Consider the following 24,999-nt stretch of genomic DNA (forward strand, 5'->3'; position numbering starts at 1 on the left):
GACAATGAAACGTATGAAACGATTCCATATTTCCCATATACCGGCTGTATTTTTCCTGCTGGCGGCGCTCAGCCTGCCGGCACAGAACAAGGACCTCTATAAAGGCCGACTGCAGGTCGAAAGCGCCGGGCTGAAACAGGAAGGTGACAGCCTGTTATTAAGCTTTTCGGTACACATACAGGGCCAGGCCGTTACCGGCAGTCAATCGATGCTGCTGATTCCCGAACTGAGGGCTGGAAACAATACGGACAGCAAAACCCTGACCCTTCCCTATATACTGATCGACGGGGATGAACGCCAGAAACTGAACGAACGCTCTTTCGCCCTTGCGGGAGCAGATAAGCGGTCCGCCTATCATCGTCCGCAGATGCATGTAAATACCCGGCAGTCCACCGATACGACACTTCTGTATAAGCTGAAAATCCCCTATGAATCCTGGTTGGGTTCCGCCCGTTTCGTGCTCTACCAGCAGGTAACGGGTTACAGGCAGGAATCACGGCTGTATGCGCTGTCATTGAGCGATAAGGTGGAAATGGAAGCGTATGTGCCCTACCAGGCCAGCCCCGCGGTATCCTTCCTTGTACCGGACAGGGAAACCAAGGCGCGCCAGCTCCGGGGCAAAGCCTTCCTGGACTTCCAGGCAGACAGTTCGCACATCGATCCCGGTTTCAGCCGGAATGCCCCGAAGCTGGCCAGGATCAGCCAGGCCGTCTCGGATGTGAAAAACAACCCCGATGCGGTGATCACCGGCCTGTTTATCGAAGGCTATGCTTCCCCCGACGGGCTGTACGCCACCAACGAGCGTTTATCGAAAGAACGGTCGCTGGCGTTGAGGGATTACCTGAAAACGAAGTTCGGATTCGACGGGGGCCTTTTCAAGGTAAGCCATGTGGCCGAGGACTGGGACGGGCTGGTCGTACAGGTACAGGCCTCCGGTATGGAATACAGGGACAAGGTACTGGAAATTATTGCCACCACGGGAATAACGGCCGGCCGCGAAGTCGCCCTGATGCGCCTGGCGAACGGTGCGCCCTACCGGCAGATGCTCCGGGAGATATTCCCCGAACTCCGCAGGGTGGAATACCGGGTCGACTATACGGTCAGGGATTACACTCTCGAAGAAAGCAAGTCGCTGTTCAGCCGCAAACCGGAAGACCTGTCCCAGCTGGAGCTTTACAACCTGGCCCGGAGTTACGGCAAAGGCACGAAGGAGTATACGGATATATTGCTCGAGGCGATCCCAGGATACTATCCCGGTGATGTAACGGCAAACGTCAACGCGGCGGCGCTGCTGATCGAAAACGGGGAACCGAATAGCGCCGGGCGCCTGCTGGACAGGATAGCCGGCACAGCCCCCGGCGGCAACCATCCGGCCGTACTGAACAACCTGGGCGTGATACGCCTGCTGGCAGGGGAACTGGATGAAGCCGAAGCCCTGTTTAACCGGGCGAAAACAGCCGGCAGTGAGGAAGCAGCCCGCAACCTGGAGGAAGTGGCGGTCAAACGGGCCGATAATCAGAAAATGGAACGGTATAAAAACCGGTAAACCGTCCCCGCAAACCTGCCTGCGTCGACATACGGCGCGCCGGCAGGGGGAAAGCCGGCAGGCAGCGGTTTGCAGGCCGGTACCGCAATAAAAAGCTATTCATAATAATACCAGGGAATGAAAATGAAACAAACAACCCGGACAAAAGTATCAACACGTATTAACAAAACAGGGAAACAGGAGGGCCGTAAAGATCAGGGAAGGAACGATTTAAACATAGCTGGAAGAAACAGTTACAGCTAAGCGAAAGAAGAAATAATTAAGAGAAACTAGAAACAGTTAAGAGAAACAGTTCGAAAAAAACGATTAAGAAAAACAGTCAGAAAACAAAAAAACGATTAAGAAAATTCATAATTCATAATTCATAATTCATAATTCATAATTCATAATTCATAATTCATAATTCATAATTCATAATTCATAATTCATAATTCATAATTCATAATTCATAATTAAAACTTCAGACGAATATTTATTTTATTAACATTTTTAAAACAAAAAGAATGAAAACAAATTTCAAACATGCAATTATTGCAGCAACAGCCCTGCTATTAGGATTCAGCAGCTGTTCGAATGACGACGCGAACGCTCCGGCGGACGATCTTCCTACACAAAGCGTGTCCGTGCGTATCCTCGTGCCGTCGACCTATGCCCCTGAAGCGACAGCAGTGGGAGTGACACCTACTATCACCGGAAATACGAACGTATTCTTCGTCGGTGGCGGCGTTATACTGGAAGTTGGTACGCTGAATGCCGCTGAGGCAGCAGCAGGTAAAACATTTACCGATGTGCCGGGTGCCGTATCCGATGTGATTATTGTCGCCAATGGCGGAACTGTGGCAACATCCCCTGCTCTTTCTACAATAGTGAGAAATGATCCGTTATCGAAACTGAACGAGACACTGTTCTTACAGGCCAGCCAGACCAACGCGCAAACAGCTGTTAACTTATTCGGCCGCGCTCCCCTAACAGATGGTGCCGGTGTAAATGCAGGTAAAAAGGTTGCCGCTGTAACGCTGGTTCCTGCTATTTCCCGGATTGAGATTGGCGAGATAAAGGCAGATGCGGGCGCAGCTGTTAAATTGAAGAGTTTCAAACTGACAGGGATTTATATCAACAATACATACACACAACTCGGTATTGACTATGTAACTAAGCCGACTCTGGCTACAGAGATTCTAAACTATGACAAGGCTAATGCAAAATGGATAGACGGTAATTACCCTGCACGTTTCAAAGATGAATGGGCCAACGCATCGGTTACAGACGCTACCAGCTTTAAACCGGCCGGCACCGACAAATGGTCTTATTTTGTATTGCCTGTAAAAGCATCGGCAAATGGAACTGAAATCAGCTCGGTACAACAAGGTGCGGTTCCCCATATCGTCTTTAAAATAGAGGATATAGATTACGATGATGCCGCATACCAGGATGTTGCCGGTCCTTATTTTATTACTATTAAAAACCTGAAAGTAGGCGGAGCTGATTTAACAGAACTGGCACCGGGAAAAGTATACAGCTTAAATGGCGGTGTAGCCGGTGATCCTATTCTGATAGGAGGCGGAAATCTGTCACCGGATCCGGAAACAAATGCTACTGAGGAAGTTGTTGTGAGTGCTACTGTAACGCCATGGGAAGGCTTTGACGTCGATCCTGTATTCTAATAACAAATATTGAACCCCTCACGGGAGAGGCCCGGGCTTACACACTGTCCGGCCGCTCCGGTGAAACCAATCAAAAACCTTCAGAAGGGACGGGGAAGGGTTCCGGGTATAACGCACCGGAGCCTCCCCTCTCCCGGGAGGGTTTATCATAAAGCGGTTCACGGTAACTTACCGGAAACGGACTCTGTAAAACGGTATAATAAACGATACGACAACATAAAATAAAGCCAATAAACAAGCAAGCGGTAACGCGGTTATTGCCTGCGATTGCCTTACAAAAATAAATTATTCACATATGAAACAGCTGAAGACATTAATCCTGCTAGTTGCGTCCGTATTTTTCACCGGATGTATCGGTGATGAACTGGTTGATTGCCCACCGGATGAGAATCTGACGCTCGCATTTTCCTACCTGGACTTTCCGGACCATATCGACCGGGTGACAGTCGCGATATACGATCCGAGCGGAAAGCTGGTGGAGACGGTGCAAGTTGATAAGAACGATCTGGATGCCTTCCGGGGAGTCGGGTTATACCTGCCGGCAGGTGATTATACAGCTGTCTGCTGGGGAAACGCTTTCGACAATACCCAAATCAACGGGCTGTCCAATGGAGCCGGCCTTACAGCGCACGAAGTGGCCCATCCCGGTTACTTCAATTCTGCGCGTATACCGACCAACGATGCCCTGTATTACGGCAAACATACCTTTACGGTCAAACCCGGCACGGCCAATAACGAAACAGTGCCATTCACACCGGCTTATATCCGGCTCATCATACAAGCCAAAGGCCTGCCGAGCACCGCTGCCGGCGCACCGCCTTCAGGCTATCCTTATATCAGGGTGAACAACCTTGTACCTGCATACGACTATAATATGGTTACCCACGGTGACCCTACGACATACTATCCGCCGGTAACGGTAGACACGGGCAACAAACAGGCCGAGGCCACCTGCGACGTGCTGCGCTTCCGGGCGGATAACCCGATCACGATAGACGTGCTGGACAACAGCACGGACAATACGGTGCTCCATACCGTTAACCTGAAGCAGTTCATAGCCGACAACAATATCGTCATCGCTGACGGTAAGGAGGTCACCATACCGATCGAGATCTCATTCGAGGGTAAAGTGGTTATCGTCACGCTGCTTGAGAACTGGGGCAACATCCCCGTAAACACGCTGTTCTGATAAAAACAGGCAACGGCCCGGGCCTTCAACAAGCATTGGAAGGATGGAAGCCGGACTAAACATATAAAAAAACAAGCATACAAAGAAAACAGGAAGCAGGAGGCAAGAAGAAAAGATGAATAATGATTTACTGATTCGATCCATGCTTCATAAAAACTAAACGAAAGAGGCGATGAAAACAATAACGATAACCTTATTGCTGTTAACCATGGCGCTGCTATCCGGCTGCACATCGGAGGATTCCGGCAATGAAATCCCTGATCCCGCACATACCGGTGACAGGAATGTGACCCTCGAGGTGCGCATACCCGGTGTACGCACGCCCTCGACCTACGGCATGACCGCGGGTCAGGAAAACCAGGTGGAAGAGCTTACCGTGCTGGCCTACAAAGTTGTCAGCGGCACCGAACAGCTTCAACAGAAGGTCGAGGCCCAACCATCGGATATCACGGTCAGCGGCAGCGATAATGTCAATATCAAGGTGACCCTGTCCCTCCCTGCGGGCGATTACAGCCGGCTGGTGGTGGTCGCCAATGCCGACAGCCAGGTCGCCGGATTGGCCGGCAACAGCCCCATTAGCGAACTGAATGCCATCGAATATACCCATGCCACCGGACAATGGAATGCAACCAACCCGAACCCAACCCCGGTCCCGATGACGGGCGAATATGCAAACGGAGCGGGGAACGGTATCACCATACAGCAGGGCCAGTCGAAGACCTTCAGCGGCCTGAAGCTGGTACGCATGCTGGCGCGTGTGGATATCGTCAACACCGCCACGGCCTTCACGCTCACAGAAGTGAGTCTGTACAACTTCAGGAAAAACGGCCTGCTGGTCAACGACGATACGCAATACGGGGCTTCCCCGGCACAGCCTCACCTGCCCGGAGCGGTGATGAATGCCACCTCCCCGATGATCTATACCGGGGCTGTGGTGTCGGCCAATATGGCCGGAGAGATCTATGCCTTCGAGGCGGCCGCCCCGACAGGCGCAACGATAAGTGCCCAGACCGCGCCGCGCATCATTATCAAAGGGACATACAATAGTAATGAATACTTCTATCCGGTTGACTTCACCTACGACGGTACCGTTAGCGGTACCACCAAAGGCGCTTTCATGCCTATCGTCCGCAACCATAAATACATATTCACCGTCTCACAGGTCAGCGGCCCGGGTTTTGCTTCGGCTGCCGCCGCCCTGGCATCGACGGAGGTCATTACCAACATCACAGCGCAGCTCTTCGTCATCGATGAAAACTTAACCGATGTCTATTGGAATGCAACGAATTACCTGGCGGTCAATGCGCCGGACTTTGACTTCGGATATGAAGAAGTGACGGCAGCAGCCACCGATAACAAAATCACCGTTAAATCCACTGCCGCCTGGACGATATCCTGTTTCGAAGCGGACGGCACAACGCCTGCTGCCGGCGGCTGGCTTTCGGTCGATGACACGGAAGGAGACGCCAACACAATGGAAACCGTAACGGTTCTGCTTAGCGAAAATGCCGGAGCGGCGCGCGAAGGTAAAATAAAAATACAGTCCGGGCCTTTTACACATGTAGTGACGGTTACGCAGTCAACCAATCCTTAAATCAGGTAGCCACCGTCGATAGACACCAAACAGCACCAGGCTCAGCTCACTGTCGCTACTACCTACCTATAGGGTAGTGCCGAGGTATCCGATGTAAAAGAAAAAAGGCCGGGAATTGATAAATAGATAAAAATAAATGCATACGAACATATTAAAAGATATAACAGGATGCATCAAACGGGTAAAAATCATGCCGGTACGCAATTATATGACAAAAAAATGCAATATTAAAAAAAGCTCAAAGATATGATACAAAAAAAACTGTATAAGCGCTCCGGATCGGCCCTGTCGGGTCTTGGGGTATACTGCCTGCTGACGCTGGCCATGGCCTTCACCTCGTGCAGGAACGAAGAGTCCGTGGAAATAAACGGCGCGGGCAAACAGGTAACCATCACGATGTCCGTACCGGGCGCCACCGCGGCGGCCGGCCCTGTGACCTATGCCATGCCTGCTGACGAGGCTAAGGTCAATACGGTCGATGTGCTGTGCTTCCAGACAGACCCCGGCTACCCGACGGATGTGGACAGGGGAACCTTCCTCTACCGTGCCACCGTAGGATATACGGCAGGCGCTTCGACCTTTAGCGTTATCCTGGCCGAACAGGCGGAAAACCAGACGCTCGTCGTGCTGGCCAATTGCCGCACTCAGGTCGAATCACTGCTGAGTACGATCTCCAGGGGTGACACCAAAGCGAGTGTTATCAGCAGCCTTGTGCTGTCGCAGAGTACCGCTTTCGACGCCTCCACCATGACAGGCATCCCGATGTGGGGCGAGATCACCAACCAGGACGTTACGGCTAGCTATGCTCCCGTAGGGCTGCAGGTCTTCCTGACGCGTATGCTGGCCCGGATCAATATCACCAATACCGAAGCTGACTTCGTCCTGCAGGAGGCTTACCTGTACAACCCCCGCCAGAAAGGCAGCATGATCCCGGATAACTGGAACAGCGTGCAGAAAATCGTTAATGCACCTACTGTCGTAGCAGGCGCGGAGATGCCCCGCGGCACAACGTTCGGGCCTTTCACCACTTCGGCAACGAACAAAATCGAGAATAAGATCTTTACCTTCGAGGCCGATAACATCGCCAAGGCCGGAGCAGATCCGCTGGACGCCACCTGCCTGGTCGTAGGCGGCTTATACAAAGGAACAACATCGTATTACCGTGTAGAAATGAAGGATTACGGCGGCGACAATTTCATCGATGTTAAACGCAACTATACATATAATGTAACTCTCGATGGGATAGACTTTGAAGGCGCGGGCCAACCGGCCGATGCCTACACCGGGCGCGCAATGATCAAAGCCACCGTGGAAGCGTGGAACGACCGCCATGCCATGGTGACTGCCGGCAATAACCACCTGAAGGTCTCCACCAACGTTTTGTCCTTCCCATCGAGCGTCGGCAATGACATCATTGACGTATTCACAGACCATCCGGACGGGTGGGTAATCGATAAGATCGAGGGCCCCTCAGGAGAAACCATCGATTGGCTCACCGCCACTCCCGACAACGGGGCAGCCAACGTGACCCAGCCTTTGACCATAGACGTTCTTGAGGCCGGGCTTGTAAACCGCTCCGCTTTTATCCATCTCAAGGCGGATAATATGACAGTAGTAATTACTGTTAATCAGCTACGGAAAGAGACGTTGACGCTCTCTAAGAATATCGACGCCGCGGGCTCGTTCAACGACATATCGGGACTTTACAATAGCAACGAGGAGGTCCAACTTCCGGCCACTTCAGATAACGACGGATACGTATGGGACGGGTGGTACAATACATCATCCGGACAAAAGGTCGCGGGGGATCCTAGACAGCCGGTAATCAGTCTCACCAACGGTTACAACCATGAATACCAAGCACGGTGGATTGAAATACCTACCATCAAACAGGGTACAAAATTGGGGACCGGGGACGGACATTTACTGTTTAACGGTGAGGAGGGCCCTTACTACCCATACGATGGCGAGACGATAATCGTTACGGGAACGGGTAAATGCATTAACGATGCGTCTTTCGTATTTACTGGCACCGGATCTGTTAATGTTCAAGCTTACTGTCCGTTGAACCATATAACCGCTGTGTTAGCTGAAGGCACTTATAATAGCGAAGGGTGCCAGAACGCTGGAGGTATGACCAGCCCTGGCAATCATACAGGCAACGACGACTACATTGTGAACGCTTCAGAGGCGCATGAGGCCTGGATCAGCCCTTTGGTAAAAAATGGTGCAACTCCGAATTGGTATGGCTATATCTTTTATATAGGTAACGTGGATAACGGACGCTATGACCATTATGATGCTAGTAACGGCCTACAATATGTAAAATATGGATTCACAATATATTCATCGCCTAGAAATAACGCCAGCCTGGGCTATACTTCTCTTCGCAAATGCATACTGAATTTAATTTATAATTAACGTTCAAGGCCCCAGTAAACCAAATCTTACTGATGCCCTTCAGCATCATGGTCGATTCACTGCCACCCCGACCCTAATAGGGTAGCGCTACGTGTCTGTTGCACAACTAAAAAAGAAAGAAATAAGCATTAATAAAAATTGATTATACGGTTAATTATTAGTATATTACATGAATAAATTCAATCATTATGCTAGGTAAAAAACACTACGAAGAAAAACTCTTTCTAGTCTTCAGATTGTCAGATCGGGTACCAGATAATAATTTTTATCGCCGTTTAAAGAATACGCTTGATTTATCCTTTCTCCGTAAAAAGGCTCTGCCTTATTATGGGCGGGAAGGACAAGCCAGTATTGATCCGGAAGTCTTCTTTAAACTCATGCTTATTGGCTATATAGAAAACCTAAGCTCTGACAGAAAAATCATCGAACATGCCAGTATGCGTATGGATATGCTTTACTTCTTAAACTACAATGTCGATGAACCTTTGCCTTGGCATAGTACACTAAGCCGTACACGTCAACTCTATGGTGAAGACTTATTTCTTGATGTTTTCGCTCATATACTCTACCTCTGCTTTGAAGCAGGAATGGTTGAGGGTCGTTCTCAAGCAATTGATAGTGCTTTTGTTAAAGCGAATGCCTCTATGGAAAGTCTTGTCGATAAAGAAGTTCAATTAAAGGTCACAAGCTCTATGTATTATCAGGATCTATGTGCTAATGAACAAGAGCATAAATCAGGGCCTCAGTTCAATAATTCCTCTATCAAGCCATCAAATCCCAGGCATGGCCAAAATAAAAAGCGATGCAGTTCAACAGATCCGCAAGCACGGTTATCCAGGAAGCCACACAAAGCGCTAAATCTCAACTATCTTGCACAAATAAGTGTAGATACGAGTTCCCATGTTATTTGCGGTGCTTTGGCAAGCCTTGCAGACAAACGGGATTCACTTTGTTTACCTGATATCTTAGCTCAGGCAAGAACTAATTTATATCCAATGGGTATAACCATTTCCCAGGTATTGGCGGATACAAACTATAGCAGTGGACGTTCTCTCAGACATTTAGAAGATCTCAACATTCAAGGGTATATACCCTGCATGGGAAACTATCTTCCTAAAAGGACGAATTTCACTTTTCATCCGAAAGAAAATTATTACCAATGCTATAAAGGCGTAAAGCTCCCCTTTAAGTATATACGCACCGATCACCGGGATAATACCCGGACCAGAATCTATGAATCTTCCGGCAAAGATTGTAAAGACTGTTCGCTTAAAGCAGCGTGTCTTGGTAAAAAAAACTTCAAACATTTAGAAGATACCATAGACAAAGCTTACTATGATCGAATGTATCAACGTATTCATACTCCTATAGGCAAGCGAATGATAAAACTGCGTTCATCTACCGTTGAGCCTGTTTTAGGGACTCTGCTTCATTACCGGGGAATGAAAAAAGTATATACAAAAGGTATAAAGCTTGCCAATAAACATGTCTTATTAGCTTCAATGGCTTATAATATCAAGAAATTATTGTCGTACATCTTCTCCCCCGGCTTTAAGGAGGATCGTATGTGGCTGAAAAATCTGTGTTATAAACGCACTCGTGCCTTTCTTGATGAATATGAGTATCTTTTTTATAATTTTTTCCGCTTGAATAATAATTTCCGGTTTTTTTTAATGCTTGTTTCATAAATAGTATGGTTTTAATAATTATCTAAAATTAGTTGTGCAACAGACACGCTACGCTACCCTATATAAAAGGGAAAAAAGGCCGGGGACTCGGGATAAGGGCTAAAAAGGTGAATATGAATACATTAAACGATAAAATACGATGCAACAAAACCATAAAAACCGCGTCAAATTGGCGCAAAAGCGGCTCAGGAGCACCTCTAACGTGCTGGCTAGCAGCACATAGTCCTTCCGCTACCCTGCCGCCGTGAAGACGGCCGACAGGACAAGGGAGAAAAAAACAGTAAGCGAAGAAAAATAAAATAAAAATACAAGATAACAATGCTAAAACAGAACATCCGCCCGGTACCTTATTACTCGCAGACCGCAACGGTCTGGGAGAAGGAGCTGGCCGCCTGCCTCCGCCGCGAGTTCCGCGACAAGATCGCGCGCCGTCTGAAAGGGCATCACATCCGCGGGTTTTCGCATGATTATATCACGGGCTTTATCCGCAGGAACAAGAAGGCCTGGCCTTATTTCTTCCGGACGGATATCGCTAAGTTTTACCCGGGTATCCGGCACCGCGACCTGATCGTCGGCTGCCAGGTGGCCTACCGTGAACTGCTGGGCCTGGACTATGTGCCCAAAGCCTTTAAGAAACGCTTTGTGCCCAACCTGAACGAGTGGTGCGGCTCCCTGCCTGTAACGCGTGGTATACCCATCGGCAGCGCCGTATCGGCCATCCTGGCCCCGGTGATGCTGGTGCCGGTATGGCTCGAGGTGCAGCGCCGCTTCAGGGTTCCCTTTATCGTTTTTATGGACGACGTGTTCATCTGTACGGAGTCGCAGGAACAGGCTGCGGAAGTCTATGCCTACCTGCAGAATACGCTATCCTTCAGCTACGACCTGGACCTGAACGCGGAAAAGACGCAATCGGGCCGGTTCTCGGACAAGGCCGTTGAATTCTGCGGCTGGCGCTTCGCAGGGGGCTACGCCCGCATCAGCGACGCGAAGGTAAGCTCCTTCAAAGAGCGGCTAACAGTCGAGATAAAGCGTTGCAAGGGTATCGCCCCGCATGCGTTCATGAAGCGTGTCAACAGGAAGATCGACGGTTTTGCCAACTATTACAAGCATGGCGATGTGGGAAAGCAGTTCGAGTCGCTGGACGGCTTTGTACGGCAGGAAGTGCGCCGCTGGCTGGCCGCCGAAGGGCGTGGCCGCAGCTATTCGAACCGTGACCTGCACAGCTTCGGGTTGCACAGCTTCGAACTCGTTTACCGCCGTTTACGGGAACGCTCGCCCAAAGACCGGACACTGCTGAAACAGCCTACCCCGGCGAGCGACGCCCAACCGGTCGACAGCCGGCTACAACGCCAACAATTGGAGCTGACCTCTGTGATCGACACCAAGCTGACCGAGATGCTTACTTTGCAACGCCAGCAGGTGAGCCTGCTAAAAAAGATCGTGGAAGTCGAAGCCTACTGACGGATGTTCCGTCACCCGGAAGCAGGATGAACAGGAAACGATTTGCCGGGACGATCAGGAAGCGGATACAGCGGAAGCGTGAACGACTGTACTAAGATAAAAGGTAAAAGTAAAAGAGAGCAGGATGAGAAAAAATAATGCTTATAAGAAAATGCAACGGTTCAGGAAACCAAACAAATGTATAGCGATGGCAAACAACAAAAATAAGCAGGATAAAATGGCCGGACTAGACATATAAAAATAAAAAACAAGAATCCGGGAAGAATTGATAAAGGATGACCCGGTGGCTATTTACCCTTCAGCACGACGAAGATGAAACATTGGAATAACATAATACCGCTGCTTTTGTTGCTGCCTATACTGGCCGCCGTTTCCGGCTGCACATCGGAGGATTCCGGCAATGAAATCCCTGATCCCGCACATACCGGTGCCAGGAATGTGACCCTCGAGGTGCGCATACCCGGTGTACGCACGCCCTCGACCTACGGCATGACCGCGGGTCAGGAAAACAACGTGGAAGAGCTTACCGTGCTGGCCTACAAAGTTGTCAGCGGCACCGAACAGCTTCAACAGAAGATCGAGGCCCAACCATCGGATATCACGGTCAGCGGCAGCGATAATGTCAATATCAAGGTGACCCTGTCCCTCCCTGCGGGCGATTACAGCCGGCTGGTGGTGGTCGCCAATGCCGACAGCCAGGTCGCCGGATTGGCCGACGACAGACTTTCACCGGGAGCCTGCATTTACCCGGCCGTTATAAACAATGTAAAGAGCTATGAGTATAAAAATAAAAGAAACAATGACATTTGAATAATATATATGTAAAAGGACCCTTGGCCGCCGGCGGGCGTCAAGGTCATAATTTCGTAGCCGGAATAAAGGCTGGGAAGTAGTTTTTGTAAAGTTTTGTAAAGTTTGTGTTAAGGTGGGGATCCTGCATGTCGGGATGACAGTCAGGGTCCCTTTTTATTAGTCTCCATGAATTGTCAGGTAAAAAGTTCCGGACCCATAAGGTCCGTATAAGTTAGAAAAGACGTCAGGCCGTGAAGTAGCCTGATTGTGTAGTTTTGTAAAGTTTGTGGAACCACGCCTGTTGTGATAATATGCGTGGTTTGTTTAAAAGGAATACGATTAAAAAAGACATACGATGATAATTAACAAACATAGAATAAAGGACACGATGGATATATATGCCGGCATACTGCTGCGGATACTGGGCGACCACAGTATGGAAGGGCAGTACGATCCCGGCAGCGGCCTGGTTTACCTCTTCCACGAGGATGAAAACGGCTGTGTATGCAACCTGTTCAGTTGCAGCGGGGCCACCCTTGAGAGCTGCCTTATCAGCACCATGAGCGCGGCGGGAGAAGATACCCGTCTGGTGCGGGCCTGCCTGTCGGCCATCAACCGCCAGCTGGACTGGGGCGGCTTCTACGTGGATTCCGTCACGGGCTGTATCGCCTATGCGGTGGACTACAGCCTGCCCCCGGCGGGCTTACAGTATGGCGATGCCGGCCTGGCAAGGTTCTGTACGCAGGCCTGGCAGACCTGGTTTAATTACTGTAGCACCCTTTCGCGGCTGACCCGGCAGATGTATGACGCCGGTGAGGCTGACCGGGGCAACTGAATGGAAACAGGAAAGATGAAACGTAAAAACATGAAACATACAGCAAGCTAACTAAGAGAGTGTTTATGTGGCACCAGGTTTACCGGGCATTATGTAGTTATTATGTAAACACTCAGATCTGCGTGAGTTGTGATAATTCGCGCAGTTTTAAATAAACGGAAGGCAAAGGAGGATAGATAGAAAGATATGGAAATGACAGAAAGAAAAGAACAAACGGATAAAGATAGTTCAGGCCTGTGGAAGATACTTTTACGCTGCCTGCCTGCCTTGCTGCTTTGCACGGTATTTTTTTGCCGCTGCACCGGAGACGGGGAGGAACCCGAGGCTACGCAGCATGTGCTGCTGGTCTACCTGGGCGGCGACAACAACCTGTCGGGTGAAAGCTACGCGAAGCTCGAAGCGCTGGGCCGGGGCTGGGATGCCCGTCAGGGGGGCAGGCTGCTGGTCTTTCACGACGCGGCCGATGCGGCGCCGCAGCTGCTCGAACTGTGCCGCTGCGACAAGGGCAACCCCTACACCAAGGTGATCCGGCAATATGGAGAGGACAATTCGGCCGATGCTGAGGTATTCGCTTCGGTTCTTTCGGAGGTGAAGCAACTGTACCCGTCCCCTGGCTACGGGCTGCTGGTCTTCTCCCATGCTACGGGCTGGCTGCCGGGTGGCGCCCTGTCCGATCCGAAGTCCGGGACCAAGTCCGTACTCAGCGACGGGAGCGACCAGATGGCGCTGGCGGATTTCGCGTCGGCCATCCCCGATGGCGCCTTCGACTATATCGTCTTCGAGGCCTGCTTTATGGCCGGTATCGAGGTGGCTTACCAGCTGAAGGACAAGACCGCCTATATCCTGGCCTCGGGCGCGGAGATCGTCTCCCCGGGCTTTACGGATGTCTATCCGCAGGCGGTAAACGACCTGTTTGAAGGGGAACCCGGCCTGCGGGCTTTTGCCGGCAAAGCCTTCGGCTACTTCGACGGGCAAAGCGGCTTTATGCGGTCGGCGACCCTCTCGGTGATAAAGACATCGGAGCTGGATGCGCTGGCCGGCTTTATACGGGAGAACGCCACCCCGGGCGCGGCTGTTGACATCAGCGGCATACAGCATTTCGACCGGTATCCGTCTTACAGGCTGTTCTTCGATTTCGGGGATTACTACGGGGGTTTACTGGCTGATGATCAACAACGGCAGGAGCTGCACCGCCTGGTGGGCAAAGCGGTGGTCTGGAAGGCCTCCACCGCGGATTTTATGCCCGGTTATAACGGCTTCGTTATAGCGCATCATTCGGGGCTGACCACTTACATCCCGCAGGACAGGTTCCCGCTGCTGAACCGGGCGTATGAAACACTGGCCTGGAGCAGGGCGGGCGGCGCCCCTGCCGGCGTTGCGGCAGGAAGGCCGGAGAGCCGCCAGGCACCTGCATTGTTCCCGGTAAGGCGGCAGTGAGTATCGTTTTTTATTTTGAAAAAGACTATGATAAAATTAACAGGCAATAAACTTATTTTATTCGTTAAAACGAAACTGTTTGGTATGACCGGCGGGAGGGCTTTGCGTAAAACACGTATATACGTCCCGGTCATGTTTGCGGCAACCCTCTTTATTTTCCTCTCCTGCAGGAGCGGCGGCGCGCCGGTGGTCCGGCCGTTGTTCATGCAGTCCAAACGTGCCAATGTCGGGTTGCCCGGCGATGCGGCCGGTTTACAGGCCACCCTGCAGGAAAGGGTCAGCTACCGGCATGCGGACAACACCTCGCTGGCGCTCCGCCGGGAGGATTCCCTCAGGAAGCAGGCCACCAGCCTGAAACAGATGCAATACCTGAATGAAGTGGTTGTTACGGCCCGGCTAAAGCAAAAATTTGCGCCCGAACGCGAGGGTCGTGTCCGCGTCGATTTTATCGTGGATGTCCCCGGAGAACTGCTGGACGACAACTGGCGTGTGACCCTTTTTCCCCGGATCCTCCATAACGACTCGGTCGTACCGCTGGAAAAGCTCGTACTGAACGGAAAAGTATTCGCGCAAAAGCAGGCGCAGGATTATAAGGAGTATGACGCCTATAAGAATTCGATTATCCATCCTTCAGCCTATGACAGCATATTCCCGGACCGGAAAAAGATCAGCCTGCAGATCCGCAGGCTACAGGAGTATTACTGGGATATGTACTATTCGCAATGGAAGGAAGCCGATAAATACGAGAAGCTGCGCAGGCAGCTGGAAGCGCGCTACAACAGGGATAATGCCCTTCGCAAAGGCCGGCGCAACGCGCTTTACCATGATTACATGCTGCGGGGGGAAGAAGAGGTACTGCGCAGCCTGGCCGCAGGCAGCGATACCACCGGCATAATGGCGCGCTATATCCGGAAATTTGAAAAACGGGCGAACCTGTTGCCGATATATAAACCGCGCGGGGAGTTTAATGAAAAGAACCTCCCGCGTAAATACAGGGATTTCTACCTGAACGGTACAAGGCTGGAAAATATACCCAACCATGTCACAACCGAAGCCGATTCCGTGCGGATCGCCCGGCACAGTTATTTTTATGAAGCTATCGCCGAAAACGAAAGCAAGCTGCGCCGCCTGGGGGACACCGAAGATGGCATGATCCCCTTCCCCCGGCAGGGTGGGGCGCGCCTGGACAGCCTTGTCGCTGCGGGTGCCGGCCTGCGGTATCATTATAGCCAGGACTATCCCGTAACGCCCGGCCTGGGACGCCTGCGTGTGGTCATGGACGGCCGTGTGGAAGCCACAGACCGTTCCGCCTATAGCCTGGCCGCTTCCGATACGCTTACCTATATGATCTCCTCACTGGCCCAGCTGGCAGATACCTCGCTGATGGTAACCGCAACGAAGCTGTACCGTAATATGTATAACATGCTGAGCATCTACCCGGAGTTCGCGGCCGCTAAGGGCAGCTTCGATATCCGTTACGCAGATAACCGCCGTCAGGCGGATACGCTGATAAGCACGTACAATAAGCTTACTGGAGAAATGGGTTTGCAGCTGGACAGCCTGGAGATACAGTCATCCGTCTCCCTGGAGGGCGACTACGATAAGAACCATGAGCTGTCGGCACAACGCGCGGAAGCCCTGAAGGATTACCTTGTATCGGCTTACCCTTCCTTCTTCCGGGGGGACCTTATCAGGACCTCCCCTGTGGGTGAAGACTGGAAAGGCCTGGTAAAAGAGCTGCGGCAAAGGGACGGTATCGCCCATAAGGATTCCATCCTGGGCCTGCTGGGCCGGGCCGTCTACCCCGATGAAACGGAACGGGAGATAAAAACCAGGTTCAGGCAGGATTACAAGGTCATCCACGACTCCGTTTACCCGAAACTGCGGCGGATGGACATCACCTTCCATATGAGCCGCCCGCATATGGTTTCCGCCGATTCGATGCAGTATGAAGTCCGGGAAGGCTACGGGCAGGGGCTTCGCCTCTTGCAGCAGCGCGAATACTGGCAGGCGCTGGAGATACTCAAGGATTACCCCGACTATAATACAGCCCTGTGCCTGGCCTGCCTGGGTTATAACGGCCGGGCTTACGATATACTGGTGCAGCTTCCGGTCACGGCCGGGAGCGAATACCTGCTGGCCATCGTGTCGTACAGGATGGGTAAGGGGGACGATGCCGCCGGGCACCTGGTCCGTGCGGTGGAACTCGACCCGCGTAAGGCTTACAGGATCGGCCTGGATAGTGAAACCGCGGAACTGGTCCGTGCATACGGGCTGGATGCGCAGATCAGACGCCTGGGCGCCGCAGATGCGGATGTGTTGCCGGAAGGGCCCGCCCCGGAAAGCGGTACGGGCCGGGCCGGTAGCATATGAAAAGGAAAAGGACAGCCAGGCGAGCCTTCCTGCGGGAGTTACTGGTTGCTATAGGCATCCTGCTGCTGATTTTTTTGATTATGTACGCATCTAACAGTGCTAACAGGTAGCGCTGGCTTATATATAAATTGAAAACTATAAAAACGAATGAACAAGTATAAATTTACGCAGATTCTTATTTACATTATTTATCCCGTTTCAACACTGGGGATTATGATTTTCTGCCTGCTGACCTGCGGGGGAGGTGAAAAGCCCTCCGCAGGCAGGCAGGAAGCTCCGGAGGCTCCGGAGGCCGTCCGGCGGTTCGTCCCGCCTGTTATACCCGTGGAGCTTAGCCGCCCTGCGGAGCGTGCCGGTTACCTCATTGCCCATTACTGGGATAACTTTGATTTCAGCGATACGGCGTATGTGCATTTGCCGGCGATCACCGAACAGGCCTTTGCCGATTACCTGGACGTCTTTTCCCATGCGGACCGGGCGGCGGTGGAGGCATCGGTCCCGGCCATGCTGGACAGGACGGTCAAAGAGGATACTACCGGCACGGTGTACCGCCATTTCCTGAAACTGTACAAAAATTACCTGTATGACCCGAATTCCCCGGTGCGCAATGAGGACTCCTATATACCGGTTATCCGTTATATCCTGGCTGACAGCCTTAGCACGGAAGCGGACAGGCAGCGGGCGGCCTTCGAGCTGGAGATGCTGCTCAAGAACCGTGTCGGCGACAAGGCAACGGATATCACCTATACCCTTGCGGGTGGGCAAACGGGCAGGCTGTACGGCCTGCCTAAAGAGTACACGCTCCTGTTTTTCTACAATCCGGATTGCCCGGCCTGTAAGGAGACGACCGCTTCGCTGGCCTCGTCTGAGGTCATCAACAGCCTGCTGCTATCCGGGCGGCTGGATATCCTGGCCGTCTATCCCGATTCCGACCTGGCCCTATGGAAGAAACATACCGGACAGATGCCTCCCTCGTGGATTATTAGCTATGACAAGGGGCAGGCCCTGTTCGGCAAGAAGCTATACGACCTGAAAGCCCTGCCGGCCCTCTACCTGCTGGATGCCTTTAAGCATGTACTGCTCAAGGATGCCTCGGCGCAGGCCGTCGAGCAGTACCTGGCGCCGCAGCTACCGCCCCGGAGCCGGTAACAGCCGGGTTCAGGCTCCGGCCTCCGGTTCATTACACACACTAAAAGAAGGACGACGATGTATGCACTACGATTAAAAAAGGATATGGCGGACGAATCGTCCGTACCCGGCCTGGAAGCGATACTAGCCCGGGAAGCCGGAAACACAGGCATGGTTTACCTGTACCGCCTGGGCGGTGTTTTGATGTGCTTCGAGCGTTCGGCCTGCATCGTGCTGAGCCTGTGTAATATGGAGACGGCTTTCCGCGTCAGCGAGGAGGGCTATGCCGATTACCTTGCCTGCGTAGTGAGCGATGTGGAGGTCTTGCGTAAAGCGGGGTTGAAGTTGTCCGGTGTCGGCGCGAATGAGATATCGCTGGAGACAGGTATCGTGTGCGGGGGATATGACCTGCTGCTGCATGGCCTGAACCCCCTGGATAAGGACAGCCAATATCTGGAGTTGTTGCGCGGCCTGCGTAGCGGTTCACCCGGCCAGGATGAAGAAACACAAAAATGGAATAAAGCGATGGAACTGTACGGAAAGAAAAAAAAACGGGAGCAGCCGGTAGCCGGCGACCCGAGCCTGCTGTCGTCGGGGGCTGTTCTCAGCGGCGACCTGCACCTGAGTGAAGACCTGCACATCGACGGGCGTGTGGAAGGCAGCATTTACAGTGAGAAGGCTGTTACGGTGGGCCCCGGGGGGAATGTAGACGGCAATATCATCGCCGCGACAGTGGATATCCATGGCTGCGTGCTGGGTACTGTCACGGCCGGCGGGATCGCCAGCCTGCGCAAAGGCTGTATGCTGAAGGGCGACCTGATAGCGGGATCTGTGGAGATCGAACCCGGCGCCCGCTTCGAGGGCCAGTGCCGGATGGGCAGCGGGCTGGAATGCTCCCCGGCGGTTTACAGGGATCAAAATTTATTGACCTGAACGTATAAATTGAGTATACGGAACCCTCCCGTTTCACTGCCGGACTGCCCGCGTAAAGAAAAAGAAAATGCACTGGTAAACAAATAACGGATATATGCAGAACAAAAGAAATTATAAGGACAAAATATTCGCGGCGGTGCTGCCTATCCTGCTTTGCATCCCGGCCGCCGGTACCGTACAGGCCCAGGACATACCGGATACCGTCCGTGTACCGTCGGCTGTCCTTAAGACGAACCTGCTGTACGACGCTACCGGCAGCCTGAACCTCGCCGGCGAGTTCCGCCTGGACAGGAAACTGACCCTGGATCTTCCCCTGACCTACAATCCCTGGACTTTTACAGGCGGTAAAAAGTTGAAGCTGCTACTGTTCCAGCCTGAATTACGCTACTGGACGAAAGAGTCGTTCCGGGGTTTCTTTGCCGGCCTGCATATTCATGGGGCCCTGTTCAATACCGCAAAGATTATAGACGAATACCGTTACCAGGGCTGGCTTGCCGGGGCAGGCCTCTCTGTCGGGTACCGTTGGAACCTCTCCCGGCGTTGGGCGCTGGAGGCTACCCTCGGCGCCGGATACGCGTACGTGGACTATACAAAATACACCGCCGGGGGAACAGGCCCGGATGGTTGCCGCACCTGCGGACAGAAACTGGAATCCGGTCAGAAGCATTACCGGGGCCCGACCAGGGCCGGCCTGTCGGTTTCCTACACCCTGGGCAGTACAACCAGGCGGCACGGTACGCCTGAGACATACCCTGTTCCGGCTGTACCCCCAATAATAAACCCTCCTGTCATACAGTACGATACCGTAACCGTTCCCTGCCCCGAAATCGAGTACCGGCATGAAATCGGCAGCGCCTGCATCCTGTTTCCCCTCGACCGCTATGTGGTCTATCCGGAATACGGGGATAACCGGCAGGAGCTGGCCAAAATAGCGCGTTCGGTCGGGACCGTCCTGGACATACCGGGCTCCAGGATAGAAAGCATCACCCTGGAGGCCTATGCCTCCCCCGAGGGAGCGTTAAACCATAACATAAGCTTGTCCGAACAACGCGCGGCAGCCCTGCGTGACTATATGGTTGCGGCCTATGGCTTCGATGCCGGCTGCTTCAGCGTGCGCTCGAAAGGAGAGAACTGGGAAGGGCTGCGCACCGCGGTAACAGACAGCGGAGCCCTGACCGGAGAAGAGAAAGCCGGTCTCCTGCAGATACTCGACCTTACGGACATATCCGCCCGTAAAACCCGGCTGAAAGCCTATAACGGTGGCAAGCCCTACGCTTACCTGCTGCGGGAGGTTTACCCGTCCCTGCGCGTGTGTGAGTACCGGATCAGCTATACGGTGCCTGCGGCGGCAGGGGATACAGCAAAGAGATAAACAGAGATAAATAATATATATACGAACAATTAACCCTTAAAATTATGAAACGGAAACTATGGAGTTTTTTAACAGCGCTGTTCCTGCTGACAGGATTCACGGCCTGCAGTTCGGATGAAGGAACCGGAAAAGAAGAAACCGTCCCCCGCGGTACGACCTATATGGGTCTGTCGTTGTCGCTGCCGCAGAGCCGGTCGACCAAGGCGGCCGATGACCCGGACTACAATGCCGTAGGGCAGTATTCCGGAGTAACGGAGCTCGCCACGCTGGACCTGTACCTGATCTCTTCCGACGGGGCCACGCTGCTGGATGCGCGGCGTTTCGGGCAAAGTGATTTCCTGTTCGGAGGCAATGCCGACGGGAGTGACGCGATAAAGCTTACCACACCTTTTAAGACGATTCCCGGCGATAAGCGTCTGGTTGTTATCCTGAACAGTCCCGGGCCCCTGCTGACGGCAATCCCGGGTGACGATTACCTCTATACACTGTCATCCGGCCTGCCGCTGTCTTCCCTGGCGCGGATAGACCGGAGCACCAGTGTGACCACCCCCGAAGGGCTGACCATCTATGCCGACCTGCTGACCCTGAGCGGAAAAAGTAATACCTTTACCATACAGGACGGCATCAGCGCGGAGGAGGTCACCGCCAGCGGCAAAAATATGATCGCCCTGGACGTTACCCGCATCCCATCGCGTGCGATTATTACCACATCGGCGTCAGCGGATGTCATAAATACGGACGGGATCAAACTCGGTACGGTATCCAATATCACCTATTCGGTTGCCCAGGGGGCCAAAGCGGTCTACCTGTTCCCGCAGGCCAATGCCGACGGCAGCACCAGGACATGGGGATCTGATTATATGCCCGGGGTGGGAGTCGATTATACGTCCACCGCGGCAAATTACTACGATTACACCGACCTGCAGAACCTGACGGATACCGTACCTGTAAAGCCGGCGGACGGCAGCCATATCACCTTCCCGGGCAAGTTCCTGCTGGAGAATACCCATCAGCGCGGCACCGACGAATCGAGCAGCCAGTACCGGAAAGGCAATACGGCCTATATACTGGTGCGGGCTACCTTTACGCCCGACCCGTCCCAGATCAGGGATGGAGGCGCACTGACAGGCGGCACCTTCTATGTTGGCGGCTCCGACGGCCGGATTTATTCCAGCATCCAAAAAGCGCAGGATTACACGACCGGCATACAGAACCAGCCTGTTTCCACCTATACGGGCGGAAAAGTGCTGTATTACATCTGGCTGAACCCGGATAACATCACCCGTCCGGTCAACTCGCCTGTGATAAGGAATAATATCTACCATGTCAATATCAATTCGTTCAAACGCATCGGTGTGAACTGGAACCCGCTGATCCCGTCCGGACCGGATGTCCCGTATAACCCGGATCCGAAACCGACCGGCCCGGAACCGGAAAACCCGGTCGACCCGGACGAGCCGCTCAGTTCGACCGACACCTATATGTCCGTCGATATCAGGGTGCTGATGTGGACGATACATACCTATGACGTAGACCTGTAATTAACCATACAAACAGCAAAGGCATGCGCAAAACGATGGCAAAGCAAGGGTCGGCAGGCAGGAGGAAACGAAGATACCTCCTGCTGGGCGCCTTTATCCTGTCCGGTATAAGCGGTTGTGTTTATGAGCGTACGGACGACTGCCCGCAGGGGATCGATGTCCGGCTGTACAGCAAAACCCCGTGCCATACCGATACGGTATATCCGCGCTTATCCTCTCTGGATTTACGCGTCTTCGACCGCCAGGGCAAGCCGGTATCAGACCGCCAGAGGGGCGATAGCGTCCTGACAGAACACTATACAGGGAGGCTGGAGGCGGAAAACGGGCTGTACAGCGTGACGGCCTGGGCCGGGCTCGACGCGGATGCATTCGAACGCAGCCCGGCGGATGAAAAAAGCGGCCTGCTGTTCCGCCTCAAGCGTTCCGGCGGGCTGGCCGCCAGTCTGGAGGGCAAACGCATCTATTACGGGGAAAGCCCCGTGGTCTTCCTGCCCGACCCGGCTGAATACGGGTCTGTCTTTGAATCCGTAGCAATCAATATGCAGGAAATCACCAACCGGCTGACCATACAGGCCGAAGGCTTTCCTCCAACCGGTGATTATGAGATCGTCATCGAATCGGCCAACGGGGCGATGCATACCGACGGCAGCATAGCCCCCGATGACCTGATAACCTACGGTTCACAGGCGGCCTTTACCGGCAGCCTGCTGGAAGCACGGCTGACCATACTGAAACTGGCCACAGGCTGCAACACTTCGCTGGTCATACGCAACAGGGCGGATAACAGCGAACTGTACCGCGGCGACCTGCTGGGAACGCTGCTGCTGAAAAACCCGGAAGTGAACCTGGCCTGCGACCATGATTTCACGATCCGTTTCACGGCCAAAGACCAGTGCCGGTGCGGGACCTATATGATTACGGAAATTTGGGTGAATAACTGGCTGGTACACAGCTATACGACCGACTTATGAAAACGATGGAATCCAGGACGCTCCTATATATCCGGCTTTGCGTATGGCTACTGCTGCTAACGGGCTGCCGTGAAGAAGACCCGCAGAACCCCGATGCGGGCCAGTCTTATATCTACCTGTCGGTAAAAGCCTCTTCGGGGAGCATCAATGAAGACGCGGGCGGGGAAGACCGGGTGAGCGAAGTACGGATGATGGTTTTCGATGCAGGCGGCAATACCGTTTACAATGGCCTGCCGGATTTTCCCGCCGGTTTCGCAAGCCGGAGCCGCGGGATAAAGTTCAGGCCGGGAACCTACGATTTTTATTTCTTTGCCAACGAATCGGCCTATGCAGGCTTCAGCCAGGCGCTGGCCTCGGTGACCAGTGTGTCGCAGTTGCAGCGTGATCCGCGTTTCAGCCGGTTGACCTATGATCCGGGTTTTAAGCCGGACAATTCTTCCGCCCCGGGACGGTTCCTGATGTCGGCATATTACAAAGCGGTCAGCGTATTGCAGGGCGGTAGCGAAGCTTCCCCCGAACCCCTGGCCTTACCGACACCTGAAGTAGAGCTGGTACGGTCTTTAGCCAAAGTGGAGGTCGTATTCTATAAGAAAGAGCCGGGCAGCGACCTGCCGGCTGCCAGCAGGATCTCCTCGGTACAACTGCAAAACGTGGCGCTGGCTTTTTCGGTTCCCGCGGCAGACACGTATTACAGCGGGCAGGCGGGGACTTCCCCTGCCGGGGACCTGGCAGGCCTGGATTATACCGGGGACTCGATCGGGGCTGTGGGGCCTTTCTATATCCCCGAGCTGCTGAACAAAAGCGGGAATGCCGGCTTCACCGGGCTGCATATCAACAACCGGGCCTTTCCCATCCTCACGGACAAGGCCAGGGCCGGGCTGGCCGCCCAGCGGCGTACCGTGCCTTCCCTGTCGGACAGCTGTGTCATACGCAATTACCACTACCGGATAAACGCCTATATCAGCCCCGGGGGAAGCATCACCTTAAAGACCTGTGTGGAGCCGTGGAAGAAAGACGATTACGTGTATATCTTCCAGGACGGGCAGGGCATCGCCATCCCGCCGGTGATACCGACCGATTCGAGTGTGATCGTGCCTACCTCCTGCGGGAAGATAGAGATACGCTCGGCCAATGAATTCCTGCAACAGGGATTAATGGGCGCTTACGGCGACCAGGTCAACTGGTGGGACCCGAATGTACGGGGACCGAATATCATCAGGGGGCAGCCTGCGTATTACTGTGAGAAAAAATACGGCCCCGGCTGGCGGCTGATCAATTCCTGCGAGATGATGTCGTTCCTTGCGCTGTTCGACCAGACTTACAGGATATGGCAATCCAATACCTGGCTCGGCATTAATTCCGGCCTGCCCTTTTATTCCGTGCCTTTGCGCAGGCAGGCACAGGACCTGCTGGGAAAATTAACCGGGACGGACATGTCCAAATACCTGTTGACCGCTACGCAGGGAGGAGATAGCTTCGGAAGCGAAAAGCTGGGGATCATCGATGACTTTTTCACCCCCGGCGACATTGTCGTTACACGCCGGCAGTTTCCGGGCGGATGGCCTTATCCGGCGCCGCCGTTCCAGGGCATCGAAGACTGGTACCCGATGGAAGTGGTGCACCAGGTCAAAGGCTACTGGTATAGCGGTTACCTGGATTACGCCGATCCGGCCAATTATGATAAGGTGCTCTACCAGCGCTTCGAGCGCTATAGCTTTTCTTCGACTGTCTCGCGCTGTGTCAGAAATGTAGAATAACAAAACCAAGAACAATGAAAACCGGTAACATATACATGGCATTCACCCTGGCGCTTTTCCTGCTGACCGCCTGCCACAACGACGGGGAGCCCTTTCAGGAAACTCCCCGGGAGGCCTCCCTTGTACTGAGGCCTGCGCCGGGCCTGAAGGCGGCGGGCGACCCGGACGACCTGCCTGCGGAATACGCGGTAAAAGACCTGAGCGTCTTCCTGGCGGCCCCCGGGGGTAACACCGTGTTAAACCGCTTTATCCATACGGGATTCACGCCTTCCGGCGCTGACTGCACGCTGGTCAGCC

At 53.2% G+C, this 24,999-nt stretch carries 17 protein-coding genes; all 17 read left to right on the forward strand.

Annotation, left to right across the window (positions count from 1 at the left end; all coding sequences use genetic code 11):
- Positions 1-4 precede the first annotated feature (4 nt).
- The 17 genes from ACYQ3L_RS02595 (at position 5) to ACYQ3L_RS02675 (ending at position 24,702) form a co-directional block, all read left to right on the forward strand.
- Positions 5-1,546, forward strand: coding sequence for a DUF3868 domain-containing protein (locus tag ACYQ3L_RS02595; protein WP_380000560.1), 1,542 nt, complete (start codon positions 5-7; stop codon positions 1,544-1,546).
- Positions 1,547-2,049: 503 nt separating this feature from the next.
- Positions 2,050-3,210 (forward strand): hypothetical protein, encoded by a 1,161-nt coding sequence (locus ACYQ3L_RS02600; protein ID WP_380002078.1) that lies wholly within the window; start codon positions 2,050-2,052, stop codon positions 3,208-3,210.
- Positions 3,211-3,505: 295 nt separating this feature from the next.
- Positions 3,506-4,399 (forward strand): FimB/Mfa2 family fimbrial subunit, encoded by an 894-nt coding sequence (locus tag ACYQ3L_RS02605; RefSeq protein ID WP_459952292.1) that lies wholly within the window; start codon positions 3,506-3,508, stop codon positions 4,397-4,399.
- A gap of 172 nt (positions 4,400-4,571) precedes the next feature.
- Positions 4,572-5,993, forward strand: coding sequence for a BACON domain-containing protein (locus ACYQ3L_RS02610; protein ID WP_459952293.1), 1,422 nt, complete (start codon positions 4,572-4,574; stop codon positions 5,991-5,993).
- Positions 5,994-6,986: 993 nt separating this feature from the next.
- Positions 6,987-8,414, forward strand: coding sequence for a hypothetical protein (locus ACYQ3L_RS02615; RefSeq protein WP_459952294.1), 1,428 nt, complete (start codon positions 6,987-6,989; stop codon positions 8,412-8,414).
- A 188-nt stretch (positions 8,415-8,602) separates the two neighbouring features.
- A complete protein-coding gene (locus tag ACYQ3L_RS02620; RefSeq protein WP_459952295.1) occupies positions 8,603-10,102 on the forward strand; it encodes an IS1182 family transposase in 1,500 nt (499 codons plus the stop codon).
- 318 nt (positions 10,103-10,420) lie between these two features.
- A complete protein-coding gene (locus tag ACYQ3L_RS02625; protein WP_459952296.1) occupies positions 10,421-11,563 on the forward strand; it encodes a reverse transcriptase domain-containing protein in 1,143 nt (380 codons plus the stop codon).
- Between the two features lie 312 nt (positions 11,564-11,875).
- Positions 11,876-12,373: a hypothetical protein gene (locus tag ACYQ3L_RS02630; protein WP_379998681.1), complete on the forward strand. Its 498-nt coding sequence runs from the start codon at positions 11,876-11,878 to the stop codon at positions 12,371-12,373.
- 337 nt (positions 12,374-12,710) lie between these two features.
- Positions 12,711-13,190: a hypothetical protein gene (locus ACYQ3L_RS02635; RefSeq protein ID WP_459952297.1), complete on the forward strand. Its 480-nt coding sequence runs from the start codon at positions 12,711-12,713 to the stop codon at positions 13,188-13,190.
- 186 nt (positions 13,191-13,376) lie between these two features.
- Positions 13,377-14,627: a clostripain-related cysteine peptidase gene (locus ACYQ3L_RS02640; RefSeq protein WP_459952298.1), complete on the forward strand. Its 1,251-nt coding sequence runs from the start codon at positions 13,377-13,379 to the stop codon at positions 14,625-14,627.
- A 27-nt stretch (positions 14,628-14,654) separates the two neighbouring features.
- On the forward strand, positions 14,655-17,000 hold the full coding sequence (locus ACYQ3L_RS02645; protein WP_459952299.1) for an OmpA family protein: 2,346 nt from the start codon (positions 14,655-14,657) through the stop codon (positions 16,998-17,000).
- 147 nt (positions 17,001-17,147) lie between these two features.
- A complete protein-coding gene (locus ACYQ3L_RS02650; protein WP_459952300.1) occupies positions 17,148-18,149 on the forward strand; it encodes a DUF5106 domain-containing protein in 1,002 nt (333 codons plus the stop codon).
- 84 nt (positions 18,150-18,233) lie between these two features.
- Positions 18,234-19,061, forward strand: coding sequence for a bactofilin family protein (locus ACYQ3L_RS02655; protein WP_379999595.1), 828 nt, complete (start codon positions 18,234-18,236; stop codon positions 19,059-19,061).
- Positions 19,062-19,155: 94 nt separating this feature from the next.
- Positions 19,156-20,433: a DUF3575 domain-containing protein gene (locus ACYQ3L_RS02660; RefSeq protein ID WP_459952301.1), complete on the forward strand. Its 1,278-nt coding sequence runs from the start codon at positions 19,156-19,158 to the stop codon at positions 20,431-20,433.
- Positions 20,434-20,477: 44 nt separating this feature from the next.
- Positions 20,478-21,974, forward strand: a complete 1,497-nt coding sequence (locus tag ACYQ3L_RS02665; RefSeq protein WP_459952302.1) for an Mfa1 family fimbria major subunit — start codon at positions 20,478-20,480, stop codon at positions 21,972-21,974.
- Between the two features lie 35 nt (positions 21,975-22,009).
- Positions 22,010-22,945 (forward strand): FimB/Mfa2 family fimbrial subunit, encoded by a 936-nt coding sequence (locus ACYQ3L_RS02670; protein WP_459952303.1) that lies wholly within the window; start codon positions 22,010-22,012, stop codon positions 22,943-22,945.
- The gene (locus ACYQ3L_RS02675) at positions 22,942-24,702 is read left to right on the forward strand and encodes a hypothetical protein (protein ID WP_459952304.1); all 1,761 of its coding nucleotides are present in this window, start codon (positions 22,942-22,944) and stop codon (positions 24,700-24,702) included. Before ACYQ3L_RS02670 ends, ACYQ3L_RS02675 begins: the two co-directional genes overlap by 4 nt.
- Positions 24,703-24,999 lie beyond the last annotated feature (297 nt).

The sequence above is a fragment of the Dysgonomonas termitidis genome, assembly GCF_054657735.1.

What these genes read in the sequence shown, in the direction of transcription:
- ACYQ3L_RS02670 (WP_459952303.1), top strand. Translation starts at nt 22,010, where the DNA reads ATGGCAAAGCAAGGGTCGGCAGGCAGGAGGAAACGAAGATACCTCCTG.
- ACYQ3L_RS02640 (WP_459952298.1), top strand. Translation starts at nt 13,377, where the DNA reads ATGGAAATGACAGAAAGAAAAGAACAAACGGATAAAGATAGTTCAGGC.
- ACYQ3L_RS02625 (WP_459952296.1), top strand. Translation starts at nt 10,421, where the DNA reads ATGCTAAAACAGAACATCCGCCCGGTACCTTATTACTCGCAGACCGCA.
- ACYQ3L_RS02655 (WP_379999595.1), top strand. Translation starts at nt 18,234, where the DNA reads ATGGCGGACGAATCGTCCGTACCCGGCCTGGAAGCGATACTAGCCCGG.
- ACYQ3L_RS02660 (WP_459952301.1), top strand. Translation starts at nt 19,156, where the DNA reads ATGCAGAACAAAAGAAATTATAAGGACAAAATATTCGCGGCGGTGCTG.
- ACYQ3L_RS02665 (WP_459952302.1), top strand. Translation starts at nt 20,478, where the DNA reads ATGAAACGGAAACTATGGAGTTTTTTAACAGCGCTGTTCCTGCTGACA.
- ACYQ3L_RS02620 (WP_459952295.1), top strand. Translation starts at nt 8,603, where the DNA reads ATGCTAGGTAAAAAACACTACGAAGAAAAACTCTTTCTAGTCTTCAGA.
- ACYQ3L_RS02605 (WP_459952292.1), top strand. Translation starts at nt 3,506, where the DNA reads ATGAAACAGCTGAAGACATTAATCCTGCTAGTTGCGTCCGTATTTTTC.
- ACYQ3L_RS02675 (WP_459952304.1), top strand. Translation starts at nt 22,942, where the DNA reads ATGAAAACGATGGAATCCAGGACGCTCCTATATATCCGGCTTTGCGTA.
- ACYQ3L_RS02615 (WP_459952294.1), top strand. Translation starts at nt 6,987, where the DNA reads ATGCCCCGCGGCACAACGTTCGGGCCTTTCACCACTTCGGCAACGAAC.
- ACYQ3L_RS02645 (WP_459952299.1), top strand. Translation starts at nt 14,655, where the DNA reads ATGATAAAATTAACAGGCAATAAACTTATTTTATTCGTTAAAACGAAA.
- ACYQ3L_RS02630 (WP_379998681.1), top strand. Translation starts at nt 11,876, where the DNA reads ATGAAACATTGGAATAACATAATACCGCTGCTTTTGTTGCTGCCTATA.
- ACYQ3L_RS02600 (WP_380002078.1), top strand. Translation starts at nt 2,050, where the DNA reads ATGAAAACAAATTTCAAACATGCAATTATTGCAGCAACAGCCCTGCTA.
- ACYQ3L_RS02595 (WP_380000560.1), top strand. Translation starts at nt 5, where the DNA reads ATGAAACGTATGAAACGATTCCATATTTCCCATATACCGGCTGTATTT.
- ACYQ3L_RS02635 (WP_459952297.1), top strand. Translation starts at nt 12,711, where the DNA reads ATGATAATTAACAAACATAGAATAAAGGACACGATGGATATATATGCC.
- ACYQ3L_RS02650 (WP_459952300.1), top strand. Translation starts at nt 17,148, where the DNA reads ATGAACAAGTATAAATTTACGCAGATTCTTATTTACATTATTTATCCC.
- ACYQ3L_RS02610 (WP_459952293.1), top strand. Translation starts at nt 4,572, where the DNA reads ATGAAAACAATAACGATAACCTTATTGCTGTTAACCATGGCGCTGCTA.